The sequence below is a fragment of the Luteimonas salinilitoris genome (assembly GCF_041300785.1).
In the GTDB taxonomy this organism is placed as follows: Bacteria; Pseudomonadota; Gammaproteobacteria; order Xanthomonadales; family Xanthomonadaceae; genus Luteimonas; species Luteimonas salinilitoris.
The window spans coordinates 1-24,358 of the sequence record NZ_JBFWIB010000026.1 but is presented as its reverse complement, the minus strand read 5'-3'; the positions used below and the strand labels follow the sequence as shown (position 1 = coordinate 24,358).

Annotated in this window: 12 protein-coding genes; 4 read left to right on the top strand and 8 right to left on the bottom strand. The window is 69.8% G+C overall.

All coding sequences use genetic code 11. The annotated features are described in order from the left end of the window. Window positions 1–6,684 (bottom strand): DUF6923 family protein (locus AB5T46_RS19565; RefSeq protein ID WP_412753981.1); only part of this gene is annotated, 6,684 nt, incomplete at its 3' end. Window positions 6,685–7,686: 1,002 nt separating this feature from the next. On the opposite strand from AB5T46_RS19565, the gene AB5T46_RS19560 reads away from it, so the two are divergent. Beyond that, complete coding sequence (locus tag AB5T46_RS19560) at window positions 7,687–9,444, top strand: hybrid sensor histidine kinase/response regulator (RefSeq protein WP_370565780.1); 1,758 nt, start codon at window positions 7,687–7,689, stop codon at window positions 9,442–9,444. Window positions 9,445–9,812: 368 nt separating this feature from the next. On the opposite strand, the gene AB5T46_RS19555 is transcribed toward AB5T46_RS19560, so the two are convergent. From AB5T46_RS19555 to AB5T46_RS19525, 7 genes are all read right to left on the bottom strand, one after another. Continuing rightward, window positions 9,813–12,161: a ligand-binding sensor domain-containing protein gene (locus AB5T46_RS19555; protein ID WP_370565779.1), complete on the bottom strand. Its 2,349-nt coding sequence runs from the start codon at window positions 12,159–12,161 to the stop codon at window positions 9,813–9,815. A gap of 1,002 nt (window positions 12,162–13,163) precedes the next feature. Then, a complete protein-coding gene (locus AB5T46_RS19550) occupies window positions 13,164–13,871 on the bottom strand; it encodes a response regulator transcription factor (RefSeq protein WP_370565778.1) in 708 nt (235 codons plus the stop codon). Window positions 13,872–14,405: 534 nt separating this feature from the next. Next, window positions 14,406–15,530, bottom strand: a complete 1,125-nt coding sequence (locus tag AB5T46_RS19545; RefSeq protein ID WP_370565781.1) for a cupin domain-containing protein — start codon at window positions 15,528–15,530, stop codon at window positions 14,406–14,408. Window positions 15,531–15,632: 102 nt separating this feature from the next. After that, a complete protein-coding gene (gene kduD, locus AB5T46_RS19540) occupies window positions 15,633–16,391 on the bottom strand; it encodes a 2-dehydro-3-deoxy-D-gluconate 5-dehydrogenase KduD (protein ID WP_370565777.1) in 759 nt (252 codons plus the stop codon). Between the two features lie 265 nt (window positions 16,392–16,656). Further along, window positions 16,657–17,505: a 5-dehydro-4-deoxy-D-glucuronate isomerase gene (gene kduI, locus AB5T46_RS19535; protein ID WP_370565776.1), complete on the bottom strand. Its 849-nt coding sequence runs from the start codon at window positions 17,503–17,505 to the stop codon at window positions 16,657–16,659. Between the two features lie 598 nt (window positions 17,506–18,103). Then, complete coding sequence (locus AB5T46_RS19530; RefSeq protein ID WP_370565775.1) at window positions 18,104–19,165, bottom strand: LacI family DNA-binding transcriptional regulator; 1,062 nt, start codon at window positions 19,163–19,165, stop codon at window positions 18,104–18,106. Window positions 19,166–19,218: 53 nt separating this feature from the next. Next, window positions 19,219–20,811: a family 43 glycosylhydrolase gene (locus tag AB5T46_RS19525; protein WP_370565774.1), complete on the bottom strand. Its 1,593-nt coding sequence runs from the start codon at window positions 20,809–20,811 to the stop codon at window positions 19,219–19,221. 55 nt (window positions 20,812–20,866) lie between these two features. Here AB5T46_RS19525 and AB5T46_RS19520 point away from each other — a divergent pair, with 55 nt between their 5' ends. The 3 genes from AB5T46_RS19520 to xylA all read left to right on the top strand — a co-directional run bounded on the left by AB5T46_RS19520 (window position 20,867) and on the right by xylA (window position 24,025). Continuing rightward, window positions 20,867–20,998 carry a hypothetical protein gene (locus AB5T46_RS19520; RefSeq protein WP_370565773.1) on the top strand — a complete coding sequence of 44 codons (132 nt, stop codon included), beginning with the start codon at window positions 20,867–20,869 and terminating at the stop codon, window positions 20,996–20,998. A 100-nt stretch (window positions 20,999–21,098) separates the two neighbouring features. Next, on the top strand, window positions 21,099–22,652 hold the full coding sequence (gene xylB / locus AB5T46_RS19515) for a xylulokinase (RefSeq protein WP_370565771.1): 1,554 nt from the start codon (window positions 21,099–21,101) through the stop codon (window positions 22,650–22,652). Next, window positions 22,649–24,025, top strand: coding sequence for a xylose isomerase (xylA, locus tag AB5T46_RS19510; RefSeq protein ID WP_370565770.1), 1,377 nt, complete (start codon window positions 22,649–22,651; stop codon window positions 24,023–24,025). Before xylB ends, xylA begins: the two co-directional genes overlap by 4 nt. Window positions 24,026–24,358 lie beyond the last annotated feature (333 nt).

The following is a 24,358-nucleotide window of genomic DNA, read 5'->3' as shown; positions in this document are numbered from 1 at the left end:
GCCGGCGGTCTTGATCACCCGCAGTTCCGGCTCGTCGGCCAGCTTGTGCACGGTGCCGCAGGGCTGGCAGACCGGGGTGATGCTGCCGGCATACTCGCTGACCACGGCATTGCTGACCTCGCCCAGGGCATCGGCGTTGACCGTGGCCGGGTAGCTGAAGGTGTAGACGCCCGGCACCGTGCCGGTCTCCACCGTGCAGACGATCTCGCCCGCACCGTTGACGCAGCCGGCCGGCAACGCGCCCACCGTCAGGCCCGCGCCCGGCGTGTCGTGCAGCAGCACCGGCATGGTGAGCGCGGCCTTCTCGATCGTCACCGTCAGGGTGTACATCAGCGTGTCGCCGACGCCGACCTCTTCGCCTTCGTCCGGATCGGCGGTCTTGGCGATGGTGACCACCGGCTCGGCCACCGGATGCTCAGTGCTGCAGTCGGTGCACTCGGGCTCGCTTCCGCCGCCGCCGGTCGCGCTCACGACGTTGCCGATGTCGCCGACCGCGTCCGGGGCCACCTGCGCCTGGTAGGTGAAGGTGTGCACGCCCGGCAGCGCGCCGGCCGCCAGGGTGCACTCGAGCCCGGTGGCGACGACGCTGCAGTCCCCGCCCGCGGGAGCCGCGATCGAGTCCTCCAGCAGGGTCTGCCCGGCGCTCAGGGTGTCGGGCAGGAGCAGCGCTTCGGTGGTCGCGCCGCTGGCCACCGTCACCGTCACCGTGTAGGTGATGACGTCGCCGACAGCGACCTCGGTGCCGTCCTCCGGGTTGGAGGTCTTGCTCACCAGCACCTTCGAGATCACCGGGTTGGTGGTGGTGCAGGTCTCGCAGGTGCCGGTGCTCGTGGTCACGCTGTTGCTGACCTCGGTCGCCGCGTCGAGGTCCACCGTGGCGGTGTACTCGAACGTATGCGTGCCGATCGCGGCGCCCGCGGCCAGGGTGCAGGTGATCACCTGGCCCGTGGCCGAGCAGCCGTCTGGCAGCGTGCCAAGCGTCAAACCGTCGCCGAGCGTATCGGTCATCACTTCCGGATCGACGGTGGCCGCGGTGGCCACGTCCACGGTCAAGGTGTAGGTCAGCGTGTCGCCGGCCGAGACCTCGGTGCCGCTGGCCGGATCGACGCTCTTGTTGACGGTGATGCTGGGCGTGAGCGGATTGACGGTGCTGCACTCGTCGCAGACGCCGCGCGTGGGCGAGACGTTGTTGCTGACCTCGATGGTCGCATCGGCGTTCACCGTGGCGGTGTAGACGAACGTGTGGACGCCGATCGCCGCGCCGGCTTCCAGCGTGCAGGTGATCACCTGGCCCGAGGCCGTGCAGCCGGCCGGCAGCGTGCCGACGGTCAGGCCGTCGCCCAGGGTGTCGATCAGCGGTTCCGGTTCGTTGGTGACCGCATTGGCCACGGTCGCGGTGAGCGTGTAGGTCAGCGTGTCGCCCGGCGCGACCGCGGTGCCGCTGCCCACGTCGACGCTCTTGCCGACGGTGATCGTCGGGGTGAGCGGGTTGACCGTGGTGCAGGTGCCGCAGACGCCGGTGCTCGGCTCGACGTTGTTCTCGACCTGCGTGGTCGCGTCCTCGTCCACCGTGGCGGTGTAGGTGAAGGTGTGCGTGCCGATCGCCGCGCCGGCCGCCAGCGTGCAGGTGATCACCTGGCCGGACGCCGTGCAGCCGGCCGGCATCGGGCCGACCGTGAGGCCGTCGCCGAGGGTGTCGGTCAGGACCTCCGGATCGGCGGTCACGGCGTTGGCCACCGTCGCCGTGACGGTGTAGGTCAGGGTGTCGCCGACCGCGACCTCGGTGCCGCTGCCCACGTCGACGCTCTTGTTGATCGTCACCGTCGGGTCGACCGGGTTGACGGTGCCGCAGGTCTGGCATTCACCGTTCGTCGGCACCACGTTGTTCTCGACCTGCGTCTCCGCGTCGGCATCGACCGTGGCGGTGTAGGTGAACGTGTAGGTGCCGATCGCCGAGCCGGTCGGCACCGTGCAGGTCACCACCTGGCCGGAGGCGACGCAGCCGGCCGGCACCGTGCCGACCGTGAGGCCGGCGCCGAGCGTGTCGGTCATGACCTCGGCCTCGGTGGTCGCGGCATTGGCCACGACCGCGGTCAGCGTGTAGGTCAGGGTGTCGCCGACCGACACCGCGGTGCCGCTGCCCACGTCGACGCTCTTGTTGGTCGTGATCGTCGGGTCGAGCGGGTTGACCGTGGTGCAGGAGGTCTCGCAGACGCCATTGGTCGGCACTACCTCGTTGCTCACCTCGGTCTCCGCGTCGGCATCGACCGTCGCGGTGTAGGTGAACGTGTAGGTGCCGATCGGCGAGTCGGCCGCCAGCGTGCAGGTGATCACCTGGCCCGCGTTGGTGCAGCCAGCCGGCATCGGACCGGCCGTGAGGCCGTCGCCGAGCGTGTCGGTCATGACCTCGGCCTCGGTGGTCGCGGCGTTGGCCACGACCGCGGTCAGCGTGTAGGTCAGCGTGTCGCCGACCGACACCGGGGTGCCGCTGCCCACGTCGACGCTCTTGCCGGTCCGGATGGTCGGGTCGACCGGCGTGATGATGCTGCAGGTCTCGCAGATGCCGGTGCCGGGTTCGACGTTGTTCTCGACCTCGGTGGTCGCGTCCTCGTTCACCGTGGCGGTGTAGACGAAGGTGTGGGTGCCGATCGCCGTGCCCTGGGCCAGCGTGCAGATGATCACCTGCCCGGTGGACGTGCAGCCGGCCGGCAGGGTGCCCACCGTCAGGCCGGTGCCCAGGGTGTCGGTCAGGATCTCGTCCGCGCTGGTGACCGCATTGGTCACGTCCACCGTCAACGTGTAGGTCAACGTATCGCCGACCGCGACCGCCACACCGGGCGCCTGGTCGACGCTCTTGTTGACGATCACCGTCGGGTCGACCGGATTGGTGGTGGTGCAGGTGCCGCAGACGCCGTTGGTCGGCTCGACGCTGTTGTCGACCGACGTCTCCGCATCCTCGTTCACCGTGGCGGTGTAGACGAAGGTGTGGGTGCCGACGGCCGCGCCGGCCGCCAGCGTGCAGGTGATCACCTGGCCGGCATTGGTGCAGCCGGCCGGCATCGGGCCGGCCGTGAGGCCGGCGCCCAGGGTGTCGGGCAGGACCTCGTCCGCGGTGGTGACCGCGTTGGCCACGTCCACCGTCAGCGTGTAGGTCAGGGTGTCGCCGACCGACACCGGCGTGCCGCTGGCCGGGTCGACGCTCTTGTTGACGAGGATCGTCGGATCGACCGGGTTGACGGTGGTGCAGTCCCCGCAGATGCCGGTGCTCGGCTCGACGTTGTTCTCGACCTGCGTGGTCGCGTCCTCGTTCACCGTGGCGGTGTAGACGAAGGTGTGGGTGCCGATCGCGGCGCCCGCGGCCAGGGTGCAGGTGACCACCTGGCCCGCATTGGTGCAGCCGGCCGGCATCGTGCCGACCGTGAGGCCGGTGCCCAGCGTGTCGGTCATGACCTCGGCCACGGCGGTGACCGCGTTGGATACCTGCGCCGTCAGCGTATAGGTCAGCGTGTCGCCGACCGACACCGCGGTGCCGTCGCCCACGTCGACGCTCTTGTTGACCAGCACGGTCGGATCGACCGGGTTGACCGTGGTGCAGGTCTCGCATTCACCGTTGGTCGGCACCACGCTGTTCTCGACCTGCGTCTCCGCATCGGCATCGACGGTGGCGGTGTAGGTGAAGGTGTGCGTGCCGATCGCCGCGTCGGCGGCCAGCGTGCAGGTCATCACCTGGCCGGAGGCCACGCAGCCGGCCGGCATCGTGCCCGCCGTCAGGCCGGCGCCGAGGGTGTCGGTCAGCACTTCCGGTTCGACCGTCGCCGAACCGACCACGTCCACGGTCAGCGTGTAGGTCAGCGTGTCGCCCGGCGAAACGGGGGTGTTGCTGGCGGGATCGACGCTCTTGTTGACCGTGATCACCGGCGTGACGTCGGTGTCGTCGTCGGTGTTGTTGTCGGGATTGGGGTCGGGCGAACCGTCCGGCGGGCTGCTCACCGTCGCCACGTTGACCAGCTCGCCTTCGAAGTCGTCCGGCACCGACAGGGTCAGGGTGAAGGTGACGGTGGCATCGGCCGGCAGGTCGACCGGCACGTCGGCGATCGCGCCGCTGCCGCTGGCCGTGCCGCAGACGCCGCCGCCGGTGCCGCTGCCGCAGGTCCAGCTGGCGGTGGTGATGCCCGCGGGCAGCGGGTCGTCGACCGTGGCGCCGGCGACGCCGAACGGACCGAGATTGCTGACCACGATGGTGTAGACGACGTCCTCGCCCGGCATGTAGGTGTCGCTGCCGTCGTCCTTGTCGATCGCCAGGTCGGCCGGGAACTCCACCGCCGTGGTGGGGCACTTGGCGCCGTCGCCGGCGCCCACCGGCCCATCGGAGATCAGCGTCGCCACGCCCGTCGTCAGATTGAACCGGTAGAATCCGCCGGTCGCATTCTCACGGCCAAAAACGCCGTTGCTGGCGCTGATCAGCGATCCAAAGCCGCCGCCGGCAACGCCCGACTGGCCGATCGGATCCACCGTGCCCGTATTCGGGTCGATGGAGTAGACGATGCCGCTGGTCTGGTCGTGCGTGTAGATGAGCCCGCCGTTCCAGGCAAAATCCGCGGAGGCGATCGCCTGGCTGAGCGCGATGCGCGTGGCCGTCCGGGTGGACAGGTCCACGCGCCACATCTCGCTCGTCGAGATGTTCCCCTTGACGTAGTAGAAGCCGTCCGCGCCGACCACGCCTGTGGCGATGCTCGTCGCGGCATTGATTCCACCGCCGACGATGGGACCCACATCCCGCACGACGCCATCGCTGCCGATCCGCAGGAGGCGCCACCTGCTCGTACCGGCATCCCATCGCGTCGCATAGATGTAGTTGCTGTCGGGGTCGTAGCCCATGGCGTTGTAGCCAGGGGAATCCGGCGAGCCGATCGGGGGATAGGTGAGCGGGTTGGTGCTGGTATCGGCACGGACGAGTTGCACCCCGCCGGTTACACCCACGCCCAGGTAGATGGTCGCGTCGCAGGTGCCGAAGCTCGGCTGCACCGGGTGCTGGGTGGTGCAGGTGCCGCAGGTCGGGTTGTCGTCGCCCGTGGGCACCACCGTGTTGCTCACCGTGCCGGTGGCGCCCAGGTCGACGATGGCGGTGTAGCTGAGCGCATAGGTGCCCGCCGGCGTGCCCGCCGGCAACGTGCACACCAGTTCGCCGCTACAGGTGAAGTCGCCGGGAGCGGTCACCGTGCCGAAGGTCAGGCCGGCGCTCAGCGTATCGGTGAGCGTGACGACGTCCGAGGTCGGGCCGCCGGCCACGGTCGTGGTCACCGTGTAGGTGATGGTGTCACCGACGCCGAGCATTGTGCCCGGCACCGGGCTGGAGGTCTTCTCCACCGTGACTACGGACGGCTCAAGGGTGTCGGTGTCGTCGTCGGTGTTGTTGCCCGGGGTGGGATCGGGCGAGCCTTCCGGCGGGCTGGTGACGGTGGCCACGTTGACCAGGTCGCCACTGAAGTCGCTCGGCACCGACAGGGTCAGGGTGAAGGTGACCGTGGCATCGGCCGGCAGGTTGACCGGCACGTCGGCGATCGCGCCGCTGCCAATGGCCGCGCCGCAGGTGCCGCCGCCGGTGCCGCTGCCGCAGGTCCAGCTGGCGGTGGTGATACCGGTGGGCAGCGGATCGGCGACGGTCGCACCCTGCACGCCGAACGGGCCGAGGTTGCTGACCACGATGGTGTAGACCACGTCCTCGCCCGGCACGTAGGTCTCGCTGCCGTCGTCCTTGTCGATTGCCAGGTCGGCGGCGAATTCCATCGGCGTGGTGTGGCACTTGGCGCCGTCGTTGGCGCCGCCGGATGGCGGCGAATCCGAAATCAGCGTCACCGCACCGGTGGTCAGGTCGAACTGGTAGAAGCCGCCGCCGTTGACGCTTCCGAAGACGCCGTTGCTGGCGCCGTATATGGCGCCAAAGGCATCCGCGATTCCGGTCTGGCCAACAGTTGTCGTGGCTCCCGTAGCGGGATCGATCGCGTGGAGCAGGCCCGTCACGTGGGAATGACCATAGAGCAAACCGTTGTGCCAGGCCCAATCCGACAGCCATACCGACTCGCTGAGCGTGATGAGGGTTGCCGTCCGCGTCGCCAGATCGACGCGCCATGCCTGGTTGGTGCTCTGCGAGCCCTTGACGTAATAGAAGCCGTCTGGGCCGATTTCACCGGTATTGAGATCAGCCGCAACGGTGTCGATCCCGCCCCCTGAAACGGCGCCGAGATTCTCCGCCGAGCCATCGCTGCCGATGCGCAGCAGGACGTGCTGGCCATCGACCTGGCCGCTCGCATAGATGTAGTTGTCGACGGGGTTGTAGGCCGCCGCGTTGTACGTAACCGCAGCCGAACCCAGTGGCGGATAGGTGAAGGGATTGGTGGAGGTGTCGATCCGCAGCAGCGCCGTCGGACCGCCCTGCATGAGATACATGGTCGCATCGCACGCGCCGAAGTCCGGGGGCGGCGCGCTCACCGAGATCAGCGCGTCGTCGCTGTCGTTGTCCGGGTTCGAGTCGACCACGCCGTCGGGCGGGGCGACGGTCGCGGTGTTGGTGACCGCCGACTGCGCCAGGACCTTCATGCCCGCGAAGGCGGACACCACCAGGACCAACGACAGGAGGCTCGAACGGCAGAACGCTGCTGCCTTGCGCTGAGACGTGACGGTCACAAGTGGCTCCCCATTGCTGCTGTAGAGCAACCGACCGACACGGACCACCACTTGCGTCCTGCTGGCAGATTGCCTGCTTAAACCTCCATCCCCTTGCGACGCCGCCGTTCACTCCCCTGGGCGATCGAGGGCACCGATGAAAACGGTTCCGCGGCCGAGGGCGTCGTTCGAGGATTTGCGCAGGCAATCTAGGGCCGCCCCTCGCCATCGATCACGCACGGAAATTCAACAAACCGCACGGAAGTTCAACAAACATCACCATTGGTGAGCGTCGGCAGCCGAATTGGGAACGGCGGCACGGATGGGACGGGCCGGCTGGCCGGCCGCTCCGGAGAGACCATCGGTAGCGGGCCGGCACCTGCGCGGGCTCCGCCCCGTTCGATCCGGGCGCAGGCGAAACCGCGGCGGGGCGCGGAAAACTCGGGGTTTCGGCAGCCGGCGAGCTGATGGCACGGCGCGCGCGTGTCCCGGTCGCGGCATGCTGGCGATGCTTGGCGCGGGCACCCGGCCGCGCATAAAACCGACGCCGTTCACATCTCGTTAAATTGCAGGTGCCAATTGCTTGAATCGCAACATGCGTCACGCTTTTAGATGGCCGGTTTCGTCGCCGGCGCCTGTCTACCGGTTTCCGGAGACGGCCGCTATATTGGCCGGGATTCTCGGTGAGAAACGGTGGGTTGGCATGGGGCGGAGACCGAACGGCCGGCGGGTGCGGGCATCGATTCCGCGGATCGTTGCTCCCATTGCGGGGAGGTTTCCCTACATTTCCTGGCCCTTGTCTTCCCCCTTTGCAAAAGGGGGATTGAGGGGGGCGAAAGCCGCCGCTTGCAAGCCGCAGGCTTGCGACGGCTTGAGCGCCCACGCGCACTGCGCGTGGGCCGGGAATCGCGAAGCGATTTGCTCTGGCTGTGGCTTGGCCGGGCGCGGAGCAAATCCCCCCTTCCCCCCTTTTTCAAAGGGGGGACGTGATCGAGCCAACGCCCCCTCGCGGCGGCCGCACCGATGACCGCTCAAGACACGCCGCTCGGTCTGCGGCAACGCCTGATCGGCTGGTTGACGCATGTCCCCGTTGCGCGGCAGGACAGGCGCAATGCGTGGATGCTGCAGCTGCTCCTGATCGTTGCCGGTGCGATGGCGGTGTCGATCGCGGTCGCGTCCTGGAGCGGCGCGGGTGCGGTGGGGGACGGCGAACGTTGGGGCGCCCTGGCGATCGGCGCCTACGCGTGGACCTGCTTCGTCCTGTTGCGCCGGGGGCGCTTCCGGCTTTCGGCCGCGCTGACCATTGCCGGCGGCCTGCTGCTGATCGCGCTCAGCTACCAGGCTTACGGGCTGCGGGCGCAGTCGGGGCTGCAGACGACCCATGTGATGCCGCTGCTGTTCGCCGGGCTGTTGCTGGGCAGGTCCGCGGTGTGGTGGACCGCGCTGGCCACCGCCGGCGCGCTGGCGATCGGCGCGCTGGCCGACCTGGGGCACGCGACCAACGCCGCGGCGGCGTCGGAGGTGCTGCCGAACCTGCTGCTGTCGTGCATGAGCTTTCTGGTGCTGGCGATGATCCTGGACCGCCTGATCCTGTCGTCGCAGCGGGCGATCGAGCGCAGCAGGGAACTCGATGCGCTGTGCGTGGAACTCGAGCGCGAGATCGACGAGAAGGAGCACGCCTATGCACGCCTGCTGCAGACGCAGCGCATGGAGGCCATCGGCCGGCTCGCGACCGGCGTCGCCCACGATTTCAACAATATCCTCAGCGTGATCGCAGGCCTGGCGACGTCGCCGCGCGCGCAGGGCGACGACGCCGATGCCACCCTGTCCAGGATCCAGCGGGCGGCGCAGCGCGGCGCGGTGGTCACCCGGCGCCTGCTGAGCTTCGGCCGCACGCAGGTCCGGCTGGTGTCCACGTTCGACCTGGCGGAGGCGATCGAGGAGATGCGCCCGCTGCTGCTGCCGATGTTCCCCCGCGCGATCCGGGCCCGGCTGGACACCCCGCCGCCGGGCCTGCTGGTGACCGCCGACCGCGACGAGCTCGAACTGGCGCTGCTGAACATCGCCGCCAACGCCTGCGACGCGATGCCGCAGGGCGGCCGGTTCGCGCTGTCGATCGAGGCCGACGGCGGGCACGCGCTGATCCGGGTCGAGGACACCGGCAGCGGCATGACGCCGGACGTGCGCGCGCGCCTGTTCGAGCCGTTCTTCACGACCAAGCCGAAGGACAAGGGCACCGGCATCGGCATGGCGATCGTGCACCGCTTCGTCGCCGACAGCGGCGGCGGGATCGACGTGGACAGCGCGCCCGGCGAGGGCACCCGCATCCGGCTGCGGTTGCCGCTGGCGGTGCCCGAATGCGACGCGGGGCAGGCGGCCGAAGCGCCGCGGGTGCTGCTGGTGACCGGCGACGCCGCGCTTGCACGGCACGCGACGGCGACGCTGGCCGCGCGCGGGTGCCGCGTCATCGAAGCCCGGCGCGGCGGCGAGGCGATCGCCCAGGTGCTGCAGTCGACCGCCATCGACGTGGTGATCGCGGACCACGATCTCGCCGATACCGACGGGCTGGTGCTGCTGCGGCAGCTGGGCAACATGCTGGGGAAGGCCCGGCGGGTGCTTATCTCCGATCGGTCGCCCGCCGGTCCTTCCGGCGATCCGGCCGCTTCCGATGATCTCGACGACTCGGGCATCCTGCGGGTGCGCAGGCCATTCACCGGGGAGCAGCTGCTGGCCACGTTGCCGGCGATCCCGGCAGATGGCGGCGCCGCCTGCGGGCGATGACGTCATCGCCATCGTTCCGGACGAGGCGGCGGAGGCTTCCCCCCGTTTCCCTGCCGGAGAAAGAGGTGCGTTTGCGAGCCATTGGCGCGCGTACGCGCTGCATGCCTCGTGCGCTGGCACGGCCCGCCGCGCCACGAGATTCCCGCGGTGCACATGCCCTTCGTAGGAGCGCGCCATGCGCGCGATGCCGCGGGCATTTCGCCACCACGCAATTCCGTCCACCGACGCGCCTTCCGGCTCGCGGCGGAGCCGCGGATGGCCGAGACCAGACACCCGCGGCATCGCGCGCATGGCGCGCTCCTACGAAGGACCGTATGCCCCCTTCTCCCGCTTGCGGGGTGAGGGCGTGTCATTCCCGGATTCGGAGATCAGCCGCGCCGCGCGCGTGGTCGCGGGGCCGTGCCGCCGGGCTCGGGCTGGCTTCTTTCCAAATGCGTGCTGCCGACCAATGCCAGCAGGCCGAGCAGCGTCGCCAGCGTCCACACCCACGGGCGCTGGTACCACGGACGCGGATGGACGATCCGCAGACTCGCCGGCACCGGCGACCACTGACCGCCGGCGATGCGCGCCTGCACCTCGAACAGGTGCTCGCCCCAGGGAATCGAGGGGTAGAGGATGCTGCGGTTCTGCCCGGCCTCGACCCAGCCCTCGTCGAACCCGGACAGGCGGAAGCGGAAGTGGGTGTCCCGCGGCTTGCTCAGGTTGACCGCGGTATAGCGGATCTCCAGGTTGCGGGCGAAGGATTCCAGCACCAGCGCCGGCCCGGTGAATTCCAGCGGACGCCCGGCGACCGCGACATGCTCGATGTGCGGCTGCAACGGCGCCGGCCGGACCTCCGGCACGTCCTTGGGATCGAGCACGGCGAAGCCCTCCACCAGGGAGAACCACAACCGGCCCTGCGTATCGCGGTGACAGGGCGACGAGGTGCCGCCGTTGATCTCGGCCGGCACCAGGCCGTCGGCCGCGGTGTAGCCGATCGACTCGATCGTGGCCGCCGCCTCGCGTGGCGCCGGCAGCAACGTCACGCCGCGATTGCCGCCCAGCCACAGGCGCCCGCGGTCGTCGGCGAGAATGCACGAGACGGTATCGTCGAACAGGCCGTTGCCGCTGTCGTAGTGCTGCACCTGTCCGTTGCGGATGCGGTTGAGGCCGCCGCCGTAGGTGCCCACCCAGAGCGTGCGCGCTTCCTCGTCCTCATACACGGCGCGGGCGAAACGGGATGACAGCCCCTCCGCCGGGGTCCAGCGCTCGACCGCCTCGCCGCCGACCAGCCGCAGCACGCCCTGGTCGCCCGCGAACCAGTGGCCGCCCTGCGCGGCCTCGATCCTCTGGTTGATACGCATGCCTTGCAGGGCGTCGATGTCGCGGCGGCCGATGATCCGTCCGCGGGCGTCGATCTCCAGTTCGAACGTCGAGCGTCCCGAACCGACCACGTAGCGCCGGCCTTCGCGCTGCCAGATGTTGATCGACTCTCCGGCCGGCCAGGTGACGACGTGCTCCGGTTCGCCTCCCACGATCCGTCCCAGGCTGCCCCCGTTCGTTCCCACCCACAGCACGCCGTCGCGGTCCAGCAGCAGACTGCCGACGCATTCGTTCCCCAGCACCTGCAGGATCGGCAGCGTCTGCATGCTGCCGTCGTGCCGCCAATGGCCCAGCCGTCCGCAGGCCGATCCGAACCACAGGCCGCCCTGTCCGTCGGCGACGACCGCGCGGCCGGCCGCGTTCGGCTCCGGCTGCGGCACGGCGATCACCCCGAACAGCGGTTTGCGAAACCGCAGCAGTCCCTTGCTGGTGCTGCCGACCCACAGATTGCCCTCGTTGTCGCGCGCCAGGCTGGTGACGCCCACGCCCGCAAGCTCGGGCACGTTGCGCCAGGCTCCGGTAGCGTCCTCCCGCACCAGCTGCCCGGATGCCTGCGACACCCACCACAGGCCGTCGGCGTCCTGGGTGGCGAAGGTGGGCCGGTCGACCCCGAGCGGCTGCCAGTGCCGCCGGACCGGGTCGTACCGGTAGAGCATGCGTTCGGTGCCCACCAGCAGCTGGTCGCCGCTGCGTTCCAGCAGGTAGACCCTGCGGTCGCTGCCGGGCAGGCGGAGGGGCTGGAGCTCGCCGTCGACCACGACGCCGAAGCCGCGGTGGCCGCCGACATGAACCCGCCCCTGGCCATCGCTGGACAAGCGGACGTAGCCGGCCCAACCCAGGCGCGCGATCCATGTCTCCTGCCGGCTGTCCGGGTGCAGCCTCAGCACGCCGGCACTGCTTGCGATCCAGATCTCCCCGTCCGGACCCTGCAGGATGTCGCTGACCTGGCAGACGCCGTCGCAAATCGGGAGGTGCCGGAACATGCCGTGTTCGAGCACGCTCAGCCCGGCATCCTGGGTGCCGATCCACAGCCGTCCGGCGTCGTCCTCGTGCAGGGCGATGATGCGGTCGCTGGCCGGGCCTTTTTGCCGCCCTTGCTCCACGGCCGCCGACTCGGCGCCGGACTGCCCCCGAAACGTCTCGAACGTCATCCCGTCGAAACGCGCCAGGCCTCCGAAGGTGCCGATCCACAAATAGCCGTCGCGGGCCTGGACGATGGCGTTCACCCCCGACTGCGGAAGCCCGTCGTCACCGGTGAACGTCCGCGGCACGATCCGCTCGTCGGGTTGCACCGCCGACGCCAGCGCGGAACCGCAGGCCGCGAGCAGGCCGAGCAACAAACCGATCAGCCGCATCGGAAGTCCTTCAACAGCAAGCAAGTGTCCCCCGGGAAAGCAAGGCGGGCTCTCCCTTCTCCCTTCGGGGTGAAGGCGTGCTGCTTGCGAGCCACTGGCGCGCGCACGCCTGAACGCCCTTGCGCCTTGCGCAAGGGCCGGGGCGCGGTGGCGCGGAGGATGGGCGGCGCGTCATCGCGGACGATAATGGTGGGCCAAGGCCCACCCTATGGGGGTTATAGGGTGGGCCTTGGCCCACCGCAAGGGTACGGCGAAGCGGCAGGGGTGCGAACCATCGCGACTTCGCCGTACCCTCACCCCAACCCCCGCTCCGCGCCCCGGCCCGTGCCAGCGGCACGGGCGCTCCAACGCACGCGCGCCAATGGCGCGCAAGCCGTGCGCTGTCGTCCCGCAGGGAGAGGGGCTTCAAGCCGACTGCCGGATAGGTCCAAACCTCTGGCAACAATCATGTCGAACATTCTGCCGGAAAGCAGGCGGCCGCGGGCGTCGGCACGCTTCTTCGCGCGCCTGCCGATGGCCGACGGCGCGCACGGACCTGGACGCGAACACGCCGGCTCCACGGAACCGCGATAACGCGCGATAGCCTCGCGTAGGAGCGCGCCATGCCCGATGCCGCGCCAGGCAGCCCTTTCCGCCGCAGTGAAGAATGGGCCGTCGCCACGGGCGGTGTCAGTGAATAGCCCGCACCTCGAGCCAACGGGTGCGGTGTTGGTCTATCGTGAGGAGCTTGGCTATTGATTTGTACTGCCCGTGGCGACGGGCCTTGTCTCGTCGCAACGGAGAAGGCTGCCTGGCGCGGTATCGCGCGCATGGCGCGCTCCTACGGCGGGACCGACCGTAACGGTCGCGCGGCAATGATCATGCTTCGTAGGAGCGCCCCATGGGCGCGATGCCGCGTGACGCGTGGGCCCCCGGACACGTTCGGCGCCTCGGAACCGGGGCATCATTGCCGCATCCCTGCACCCATTGCGGCGTGGTCCGACCGCGACCGGTCGGGAACGGCTACCAGGTCAGGACGTAGCCGACACCGCGCACGGCGCGGAGCGGAAGCTCCTCGCGTCCCAGCTTCAGGCATTTCTTGCGCAGGCGGTGGACCAGCATCTCCAGCCGGTGCGGATCGAAGTCATGCACGTTCTCGGCCAGGCTGGCGATCAGCGCCTCGCGCTTGATCGGGGCACCGCAACTCGCTGCCAGGACCTTCATCACCTGCCGCTCGGCCAGGCTCATCGCGATCTCGACGCCGTCCGGCGACAGGATGCGCCAGCATCCCTCGTCCATACGCCACTTCGCACGCGCGAGGTTCGCGTTGGGGACGACCCGGCGGGCCAGGTTGCGCAGCGTGGTCGCCACCATCTCCATGCTCGCCGGCTTGGACAGGTAGGCGTCGACGCCGGCACGCAGGCCGCGCATGCGGTCGTCGCCGGAGGCGTAGCCGGTGAGCATGACGATGCCGAGCGCCGGAGACAGGCCGCGCAGGTGCGCGGCGATGCTGAACCCGTCCTCGTCCGGCAGCCCGGCATCGAGCAGCACGAGGTCGTAGCGCCGCACGGTCATCGCCCGGTAGAGCTCGAGTGCGCTCGCCATGCCATCGACCTCGAACCCCGCGCGCGTGAGCGTCGGCACCAGAACGTCCTCCCTGAACTCCCGATCGTCCTCGACCACCGCCAGCCTGGGCAGTTCATTGGTCGCCTGCAGCATCGCCGTATTCATAATCCATGCACCAAAAAATGCCGAAGTCGCGGCTACCAGTGGATTCGGGGCACGGGGCCCCGTCTCGCACCAGGCGACAGCCGCAGTCGCCGCCATCGACGTGACGGTCGACCATCGGACAGAGATTTGATGAAGCCCCCAAAGATCGCGCATAACCGGCGCGTGCCCACCATAACAAAAAAATAACGACACGGCATAGGGATTCCATCTCTCTTTTTACGTGAACACGGCGACAGTTCCGATTTCCGGTAGCACTGGTGTCAATCGCCCCGCCCGCGGCGGCGGTTCCCCATGGTGCCCGCCGCAGGTCGCCGCGCGGCGCAAACGGACATCGCGATGGGAAATGAATGCGCCGCCTGGCGCCTTCCCTTCTCCCTATCGGGGTGAAGGCGTGCTGCTTGCGAGCCATTGGCTCGCGCATGCCTGAACGCCCTTGCGCTGTGCGCAAGGGCCGGGGCGCGGAGCGAGAGCCTGCCCCCGCTTTGACACCCCGGCAGAGCCGAAGGTTTGCTTCGAAGAAGCACCGAAAGACCGTTACGGGCTTTCCCGACCGGAAGGAGGCGGCGCAGCCTTGTTGGGATAGACGATCAGGATCTCGAGGTCGGCGTCGCCGGCCTGCTGCAGGGCGTGGGTGCTGCCGGGGCGGGTGAGCATGGCGTCGCCGGGCCCGACCTCGTGCGCCTCGCCGTCGAGGACGAACACGCCGCGGCCCGAGAGCACGTAGTAGATCTCGTCCTTGTCGTGCGGATGCAGGCCGATGCCGGCGCCCGGGTGCAGCACGCGCTTGCGGAAGGCGAACGGCAACGCCTCCGCGTCGGCGAAGTACGGCCAGGCGGTGGTGGGCCCGGGGCCGCCGTGCGGACCGGGCTGCTCGACCGTCGGGACATCGTTCGCGCGCAGCACCCGCGACGGATGCGCCTGCGCGGCGCGCAGCGCCCGCGCATCGGCAGGCGCGCCGCAGTCGGTGTCGCGCACGACATGCTGCCCGAGCGCCGGGTCCAGCGCCTTCCACTCGCGCACCACCAGGCAGGCGACCAGGGTGGCGCCGGCGCGGCTGAAGTGGGTGTCGTCGGCCTGGCCCTGCTCCGGCACGTGCATGTAATACGGCTTCGAGGCCTCGTCGCCCAGCGCGCGCAGCCAGTCCGTGCTGGCGGCGGTGAGATCGATCAGCGCGATCTGCTCGCGCCGCGCCAGTTCGCGCACCGCCTGCGCGTAAAGCCCGTGGGTGTCGAGCAGCTGGCCGTGGTCGAACTTGCGCCGCGCCACCGGCGTGATCAGCACCGGCGTGGCGTCGCGCTCACGTGCCAGCGCGACGTAGCGCATCAGCCACTGCGGGAAGGCCTGTTCGGGCTCGTTGTAGCGCGAGGGATCCTCGAACTTGGCATCGTTGTGGCCGAACTGGATCAGCAGCACGTCGCCGGCGGCGAGTTCGTCCTCGATCGGCGCGAACCATTCCTCCTCGATGAAGCTGCGCGCGCTGCGGCCGCTCTTGGCGTGGTTGCGGACCTCGAACGCGTCGGGATCGAGGAAGGTCTGCAGCACTTGGCCCCAGCCGTTGCGCGGCGCGCGCTCGGGACCGTATTCGCTGGCGGTGGAGTCGCCGACGACGAATACACGCTTGGGCGCGGCATGCGCCCCCCAGGCCGCAAACGCGACGATGGAGCACAACAGGCAACCCAGCACCCGCCCGGCACCCGACGAAAAACGGGCTCCGCTCCTGCGCTCTTCCGATTCCCGATTTCCCATTCCCGATTCCCGGCCTCAGCGCGCCAGCCAGCCGCCGTCGACCGGCAGCACCGCGCCGTGCACATAGTCGGCCGCGTTCGAGGCCAGGTACACCGCGGCGCCGCCGAGATCCGACGGATCGCCCCAGCGCCCGGCCGGGATGCGCTCGAGGATCGCGGCGTTGCGCGCTTCGTCGTTGCGCAGCGCCTCGGTGTTATTGGTGGCGAAGTAGCCCGGCGCGATGGCGTTGACGTTGATGCCCTTCGACGCCCACTCGTTGGCCAGCAGCCGGGTGACGCCGAGCACGCCGGACTTGCTGGCGGTGTAGGACGCCACGCGGATGCCGCCCTGGAACGACAGCATCGACGCGATGTTGATGATCTTGCCGCCGCGCCCGGCGGCGACGAGGGTGCGGGCGACCGCCTGCGACAGGAAGAACAAGGTCTTCAGGTTCACGCCGACCACCGCGTCCCAGTCGTCCTCGGTGAAGTCGAGCGCGTCGTTGCGGCGGATGGTGCCGGCGTTGTTGACCAAGATGTCGATGCGTCCGAGACGCTCGAGCGCGGCATCCACCACGCCCTGCACCGGGGCGATGGTGTCGAGCGACGCCTCGATCCAGGCGAAACGGCGGCCGAGCGCGGTCACCCGCGCCTCGGTGTCGGACGGAGCGCTGCGGCCGACCGCGGCGATGTCGGCGCCGGCCTGCGCCAGCGCCACGGCGATGCCCTGGCCGAGGCCGGTGTTGGCGCCGGTGACGAGGGCGACTTTGCCGCTGAGATCGAAGGAAGGAGACATGGTGGCGCGATCCTTTGTTTGCGGTGCTTCAGGCCAGGAATGTAGGAGCGCGCCATGCGCGCGATACCGCGCCAAGCAGCCTTTCCCGCTGCAGTATGGCCAAGCCCGTCGCCACGGGCGGTGCCAATGAACAGCCGGGCCCTTCGCGAGGGGCTGACAAACACCCATGGGTGGAGCGTCGGCTATTCATTGGCGAAACCCGTGGCGACGGCCCATTTCTCACCGCGGCGGAAAGGATTGCTTGGCGCGGCGCGCTCCTACGAGATCATTTCAGCTGGCAGATGTCGAGCACATGCATGTCGGTGTAGTCGAGGTTCTCGCCGCCCATCGCCCAGATGAAGCAGTAGTTGCTGGTGCCCGCGCCCATGTGGATCGACCACGGCGGCGACACCACCGCTTCGCCGTCGGCGACCACGATGTGGCGCTGCGCGTCGGGCTGGCCCATGAAGTGGTAGACGCGGTCGTTCTCGCCGAGGTCGAAGTAGAAGTACACCTCGGAGCGGCGGTCGTGCAGGTGCGGCGGCATGGTGTTCCAGACGCTGCCCGGCTTGAGGATGGTCAGCCCCAGCAGCAGCTGCGACGACTTGCAGGTGGCGGGCACGATGTACTGGTAGATGGTGCGCTCGTTGCTGGTCTCCAGCGCGCCGCGCTCGAGCGGCACCGCGTCGTTGATCGAGATGTGCTTGACCTCGTAACGCGCGTGCGCAGGGGTGGAGGCGAGATAGAACTTCGCCGGGGTGCCGGTATCGTCGGAGGCGAAGCTGACCTCCTCACTGCCCATCGGCACGTACAGGCCGTCCTTCGGCGCCAGCGCATGCGCGGTGCCGTCGACGGTGACGGTGCCGCTGCCGGCGCCGACGTTGACGATGCCGAGTTCGCGCCGCTCCAGGAACGGATGGCCCTTGGCCGATTCCGGCTCGGCCTGCTTCGGCAGCGCGACGGCCTTGTTCACCGGTGCGGCGCCGCCGATCACGAAGCGCTCGTAGTGGGTGTAGCTGAGGCGGATGTCGTCGGCGGCGAACAGGCCGTCGAGCAGGTACAGGTCGCGCAGCTCGTCGTTGGAGATGTTCTGCATCACACCCGGATGGGTGGCGTGATAGGTCTTCTGGTACATGGGGGCGGTCTCCCGTGGCTGGTGCGCCCGGCGCGGATGTCGCGGACGGCTTCCGTGGTCGATGGACTCGATTCTACGGATTCTGGTAACCGGTGTCATTTCGCAGTGCGCCAATTCGGGGAGGTCGGCTCGCAGCCGCGCAGGTATCGCACGCGTGGCGCGCCTACGGATCAGGTTCACCCTGCACCGATCACCGTGGGCGCGACTCTCGGACGATCTTGCGCAGCGCGGCCACGTCTCGCCCCCGCCGTAGGAGCGGGCCACGCCCGCGATGCCGCGGGGGCCGGACGCGGGAGCGCGATTGCATCGAGGCCGCGAGGGCGCCGGCATCGCGCGCATGGCGCGCTCCTACGGAGGAGCCCACCTTGCACCGACCACCGTCGGCGCGACCCTCCGGCCATTTTGCGCCGCGCAGCCACGCCGCGACCCCGTCGTAGGAGCGGGCCACGCCCGCGATGCCGCGGGGGCCGGACGCGGGAGCGCGATTGCATCGAGGCCGCGAGGGCGCGGCATCGCGCGCATGGCGCGCTCCTACGGAGGAGTCCACCTTGCACCGATCACCGTCGGCGCGACCCGTCACCGGGTGGGATGCTGCGGCTCAGCTGTCCGGCGGCTGGCAGGAATCGCGGACGATCAGGTGCGGGCGCACGCTGGCGGCCGGGCGGGCGCCGGCGCCCTCCTCCGCCTGGATCAGCATCGCCGCGGCGACGCGGCCGGTGTCGCGGGTGTCGCGGCGCACCGAGGTCAGCGGCGGCCACAGCCGCGAGGCCAGCGGGCTGTCGTCGTAGCCGACCACCGACAACTGTCGCGGGATGTTGATGCCGGCGCGCAGCGCGACCCGGTACACGCCGGCGGCCATTTCGTCGTTGCCGCAGAAGATCGCGGTGGGCTTGCGCTTGCCGGAGAGCAGCTTCTCGGCGGCGGCCACGCCGGACTCGAAGGTGTAGCCGGCCTCGACGACGCGCGCCTTCGGCAGCTCGATGCCGCGCTTGACCAGCGCGCCCACGAAGCCGTCGGTGCGCTCGATCGCCGAGCGGTAGCTGCGCGGACCGGTGATCAGGGCGAGGTCGCGATGCCCGAGCGACTGCAGGTAGTCGGCGGCCTCGGCGGCGCCGTCGCGGTCGTGGGTCACGACCATGCGCGAGGGCTCGTCCAGGGCCACCGCGGCGATGCGGGTGTAGCGGCAACCGATGGCGCCGAGCATGTCGGCCAGGGCCTGGTCCTCGGACACGCGCGGCACCAGCATCACGCCGTGCAGTTTCTGCTGCTGCACGAAGCGGCGCACGCCGTCGATGTAGCCGGGGCTGCGGCTGTCGCAGGGATGCACCACCAGTTCGAAGCCGGAATCGCGCAACGCGTCGAGCGCGCCGTACTGCATGTTGACGATGAACTGCGCGGTCGGGTTGTCGTAGACCATGCCGATCAGGAACGAGCGCCGGAACGCCAGCCCGCGCGCCATCGGGTCGGGCGAGTAGCCGACCTCGCGCATCAGCGCCTCGACCCGCTCGCGGGTGTCCTGGCGCACCAGCGGCGAGCGGTTGATGATCCGCGAGACGGTCTTCTTGGAGACGCCGGCCAGACGCGCGATGTCGTTGATCGTCGCCGCCTTGACGGGCGCCGGGGGGGCGACGGTCTTGCTGGTTTTCTTCGCTGCGGGCATCCGCTCTGGTCCGGGCCGTGGATTCGGTTTGCGTTCGATTCTAGCCGGTCGCTTCAGTCGAGCGCCCGGTAGCGGAAATCGTGGAAGCGCACGCGTCCGTCGCCGGCGGCATAGACCCCGGGCCGCAACGACAGGAACTTGCCCACGGTGTTGTGATGGTAGCCGGAGACTTCCATCTGCACGCCGTACTTCTCCCAGGTGCGGCCGTCGCGGCTGTGGTGGATGGTGAGCACGTGGTCGTCGTGGGTGAGGCGCAGCCACAGCCGGCCGCCCTTGCCCGGCTTCAGGCTGGCGGGGCGTTCCTCGCCGTAGCGGTGCATGATGAAGTCCTCGCCGTTCGAGCCCAGCCCCGCATACAGGCGGTCGCTGTAGAACAGCAGCGCGCCGCCGACGGCGCCCGGTTCGATCTCCATCTCCACCTCGACCTGGTAGGCGCGATCGCCGGCGATCGCGGTCAGCGGCGAGGCGTCGCGGGGCACCGAGCCCTTGCCCTGCAGCACCAGCGCGCCGTCCTCGAAGGCGACGCGGTCCATTTCGTCCGGCCCCGGCTGGTAGAACGCCCACTGGTGGCCGAGCCGGTCACCGGAGAAATCGTCCGACAGCGCCATGCCGTGGCGGCCGGTCGATTCGCCGGCCGGCTTGGGCAGCGGCCGGCCGAGATCGCCGCCCCTGGCGACGAACCAGCCGTCGCCGGTCCATTCCACCGGGTCCAGCAGCGCCTGCCGGCCCAGGGTCCAGAAGCCGTTCTCGTAGCCGTGGTACATCATCCACCACTGCCCGGCGCCGTCCTCGACCAGGGTGGCGTGGCCGCGCGACCACCACTGCTCGTCGCGCGATTCGGTGCGCACGACGGGATTGTTCGGATCGTTCTCCCACGGCCCGTGGATCGAGCGCGAGCGCGCCACGATCACCATGTGCCCGGTCGGCGGGCCGGCGGTGCCGCCGACGGCGGTGATCATGTAGTACCAGCCGTCGTGGCGGGTGATCTTGGGGCCTTCCTGCGAGTAGCTCTCGACCACCCACTCCTCGGGATAGCGCCAGCCGTCGTAGACGTGCCTGACGTCGCCGACGGTGCGCATGCCGTCGTCCGACAGCTGCACGTAGTCGCCGCCGCTCAGGAACAGGTAGCGCTTGCCGTCCTCGCCCACGGCATGGCCGGGATCGATGTGGTCGGGCAGGTGCAGGTCGACCGGCTCGCTCCACGGACCGCGGATGTCGTCGGCCCAGACCAGGTAGTTGCTGCGGCCGGCGTCGGTGCGGCCGGGGAAGTAGATGTAGTAGCGGCCCTCGTGCCGGACCAGGTCCGGCGCCCAGATCGAACCGACGCTGGTGGTGATGGCGTGGCCGAGCGGCTGCCAGTTGACCAGGTCGCGCGAATGCCACAGCGGCAGTCCCGGATACGCGTCGAACGAGGACAGGGTGAGGTAGTAGTCGTCGCCGTCCCGGAGCACCGACGGATCCGGATGGTCGCCGGCCAGGATCGGGTTGAGGAACGTGCCGTCGCCGAGGTCGGCCTGGCGCTGGCCCTCGATGCCGCGCGCCCAGGCGCCCGCCTCCGGCGGCGTTGCCGCGCCGGCGCAGAGGGCGGCGCCGAGCAGCCAGGTGCCGGCCAGGATCGGGAGCGATCGGAACGTCTTCAGGGTCATCAGGGGCCTCGTGGTGGCGCGGCCGCTCCCGCTCCGGGCGCGACCGGAGCGGTTCATGACACCGCTGGTCATTCAGACCGTAGCAAAGCGATCCGCCCGCGGCATCGTGCGCTGCAGCAAGGCGATTCGCACCGTTGCGGTTACAGTGGGGGTTGCATGCGATCTGATGGATCCGGAATCCATATGACACCGCTGGTCATTTTCGTTGGCCCGAGACCACCGGGCCATGTTAGCGCTACCATCATACGCTGGCCGGCACCGCCGGCGCAGACTGCGGGGTGGCTGCCTTGAGCGTATTCGTGGGACTCGACGTCGGCACCCAGAGCGTGAAGCTGGTGGCCTACGACCCGGAGGCGGGACGCAGCGTGTTCGTGACCGGCGTGCCGCTGGAGCTCATCCACGGCGACGACGGCGCCCGCGAGCAGCGCGCGGAATGGTGGACCGACGCGGTGTCCCGGTGCTTCTCGGCGATGCCGGCGGCACTGCGCGCGCGGGTGCGCGGCATCGGCGTGTCGGGGCAGCAGCACGGTTTCGTGCCGCTGGGCGCCGACGGCCGCGTGCTGGCCCCGGTCAAGCTGTGGAACGACACCAGCACCGACGCCGACGGCCGGCGGATCATGGCCGCGGCCGGCGGGCGGGCGTGCTGCGTCGCGCTGGCCGGCAACCCGGTGCCGGCCGGCTACACCGCTTCCAAGCTGCCGTGGACGCGGCGCCACCGGCCCGAGGTGTATCGCGACCTGCACACGATCCTGCTGCCGCACGACTACATCGATTTCTGGCTGACCGGCGAGCGCTGGATGGAGCATGGCGATGCCTCCGGCACCGGCTGGCTGGACGTGCGCACGCGGCAATGGTCGCCGGAGCTGCTGGCGGCGACCGATCCCGACCGCGATCTCGCAGCCTGCCTGCCGCCGCTGGTGGCGCCCGACGCCAGCTTCCCGATCCGCGCGCAGATCGCCGCGGAACTGGGACTGCCCACCGGCGTGCGCGTGTCGGCCGGCGGCGGCGACAACATGATGGCGGCGATCGGCACCGGCAACGTGCAGCCCGGCCGGCTCACCGTGAGCCTGGGCACCTCGGGCACGCTGTTCGCCTACGCCGACCGCCCGGTGGTGGACGACGATGCCCGCTGGGCCGCGTTCTGCGACTCGACCGGCGGCTGGCTGCCGCTGATCTGCACCATGAACTGCACCGTCGCCACCGAGACCATGGCCCGCCTGTTCGGCATTGCCGCCGGCGACGGCGACGCGCTGGTCGAGGCGACCGAACCCGGCGCCGGCGGCCTGGTGCTGCTGCCGTTTTTCAGCGGCGAGCGCACCCCCGACCTACCCGCCGGCCGCGGTTGCCTGACCGGCATGGACCTGCACAACACCACCCCGGCGCACCTGTACCGCGCGGCGATGGAGGGCGCGACCTACAGCCTGCGCCACGGCTACGATGCCTTCGTCGACGCCGGCCTGCGCTTCGAGCGCCTGTGCCTGACCGGCGGCGGCAGCCGCAGCGCGGCCTGGCGGCAGCTGGTGGCCGACGTCTTCGAACTGCCGGTCGAGATCCCGCAGGAGGGCGAAGGCGCCGCGTTCGGTGCCGCGCTGCAGGCGCTGTGGGCATGCGGGCGCGCCGCGGGCGCGGAAGATGGCACGCTGGCGCAGACGGTGCAGGCGCACGTGCGTACGGATGCCGCCGCGACGGCCGCTCCGCGCCCGGCGCAGTCCCGGGCCTATCGCGCGCACTATGCGACGTTCCTGCGTCATCTCGCGGCGGTGCGGCCGCTGTATGCGACCACCGACGATTCCGACGACGATCCCGATTCTTCCCCGAACCCCCAACGGACCCACGCATGAGCTCTTCCAATTCCACCGGCATGTTCAAAGGCGCGCGCGAATATTTCCCCGGCATCGGCCGCATCCCCTTCGAGGGGCCAAGCTCGGACAATCCGCTTGCGTTCAAGCACTACGACGCCGACCGCCGGATCGGCGACAAGACCATGGCCGAGCACCTGCGCTTCGCCGTGTGCTACTGGCACAGCTTCTGCAACGCCGGCCACGATCCGTTCGGGCCGGGCACCCGCGCCTATCCCTGGGATGCGCCGGCTCCGTCCGGCGACTCGCCGCTGGCGCGCGCCGAGGCCAAGCTCGACGCCGCGTTCGAGTTCTTCACCAAGCTGGGCGTGCCGTACTACTGCTTCCACGACATCGACCTGGCGCCGGACGCCGACGACATCGGCGAGTACGAGAAGAACCTCGCGCACATGGTGGCGCTGGCGAAACAGCGCCAGCAGGCCACCGGCATGAAGCTGCTGTGGGGCACCGCCAACCTGTTCTCGCACCCGCGCTACATGAACGGCGCGTCGACCAATCCCGACTTCGACGTGGTCGCGCGCGCCGCGGTGCAGGTGAAGGCGGCGATCGACGCGACGGTGGAACTGGGCGGCGAGAACTACGTGTTCTGGGGCGGGCGCGAAGGCTATGCCTGCCTGCTCAACACCGACATGAAGCGCGAGCTCGAGCACTTCGCGCGCTTTTTGACGATGGCGCGCGACTACGGCCGCAGCGTCGGCTTCACCGGCAACTTCCTGATCGAGCCCAAGCCGATGGAGCCGATGAAGCACCAGTACGATTTCGACAGCGCGACGGTGGCGGGCTTCCTGCAGCGTCACGGCCTGGCCGACGACTTCAAGCTCAACATCGAGGCCAACCACGCCACCCTGGCCGGCCACAGCTTCGATCACGACCTGCAGGTGGCCTCCGACGCCGGCCTGCTCGGCAGCATCGACGCCAACCGCGGCAACCCGCAGAACGGCTGGGACACCGACCAGTTCCCGACCGACCTGTACGACACCGTCGGCGCGATGCTGGTGGTGCTGCGGCAGGGCGGGCTTCAGCCTGGCGGGCTGAACTTCGACGCCAAGGTGCGGCGCGAGTCGACCGACGCCGAGGACCTGTTTCTGGCGCACATCGGCGGCATGGACGCATTCGCGCGCGGGCTGGAGGTGGCGCACGCATTGCTGGCCGACTCGCCGCTGGAAACCTGGCGCCGCGAGCGCTACGCCGGCTTCGACAACGGCGCCGGGCGCGCTTTCGCGACCGGCGAGCTGGACCTGCCGGGCCTGCGCGCGCAGGCGCTCGAGCGCGGAGAACCGGCACGCCGCAGCGGCCGCCAGGAAGCCTACGAGAACCTGATCAACCAGTATCTGTTGCGGGCGGGGAACAGCTGAAGCAACGGGAATCGTCGCGCTTGCGCGCGTGGACGACGACGCGGGGCAGGTCGAGGTCGCATCCGCGATAGTCGAAAGCGCGGTGGCGCGGCGGGCTGGTGGTCATGGCCCGCATTGCCGAGGCGGCAATGCCCGGTTCCTGCTTCGTCCGCACGCGGACAGGCGGCGCACGTCATTCTCACGAGGGGATCGTCCATGAGCAGCGTCAACCTTTCCGAGCGGGCCGCGCCGGCGGAGTCGCCGAACACCCGCTTCATCGTGCTGATCAGCCTGGTGGCGACGTTGGGCGGGTTCCTGTTCGGCTTCGACAGCGGGGTGATCAACGGCACCGTG

Coding starts and splice junctions, on each gene's coding strand:
- AB5T46_RS19560 (WP_370565780.1), top strand. CDS start 7,687: ATGACCGCTCAAGACACGCCGCTCGGTCTGCGGCAACGCCTGATCGGC.
- AB5T46_RS19555 (WP_370565779.1), bottom strand. CDS start 12,161: ATGCGGCTGATCGGTTTGTTGCTCGGCCTGCTCGCGGCCTGCGGTTCC.
- AB5T46_RS19550 (WP_370565778.1), bottom strand. CDS start 13,871: ATGAATACGGCGATGCTGCAGGCGACCAATGAACTGCCCAGGCTGGCG.
- kduD (WP_370565777.1), bottom strand. CDS start 16,391: ATGTCTCCTTCCTTCGATCTCAGCGGCAAAGTCGCCCTCGTCACCGGC.
- kduI (WP_370565776.1), bottom strand. CDS start 17,505: ATGTACCAGAAGACCTATCACGCCACCCATCCGGGTGTGATGCAGAAC.
- AB5T46_RS19530 (WP_370565775.1), bottom strand. CDS start 19,165: ATGCCCGCAGCGAAGAAAACCAGCAAGACCGTCGCCCCCCCGGCGCCC.
- AB5T46_RS19525 (WP_370565774.1), bottom strand. CDS start 20,811: ATGACCCTGAAGACGTTCCGATCGCTCCCGATCCTGGCCGGCACCTGG.
- AB5T46_RS19520 (WP_370565773.1), top strand. CDS start 20,867: ATGACACCGCTGGTCATTCAGACCGTAGCAAAGCGATCCGCCCGCGGC.
- xylA (WP_370565770.1), top strand. CDS start 22,649: ATGAGCTCTTCCAATTCCACCGGCATGTTCAAAGGCGCGCGCGAATAT.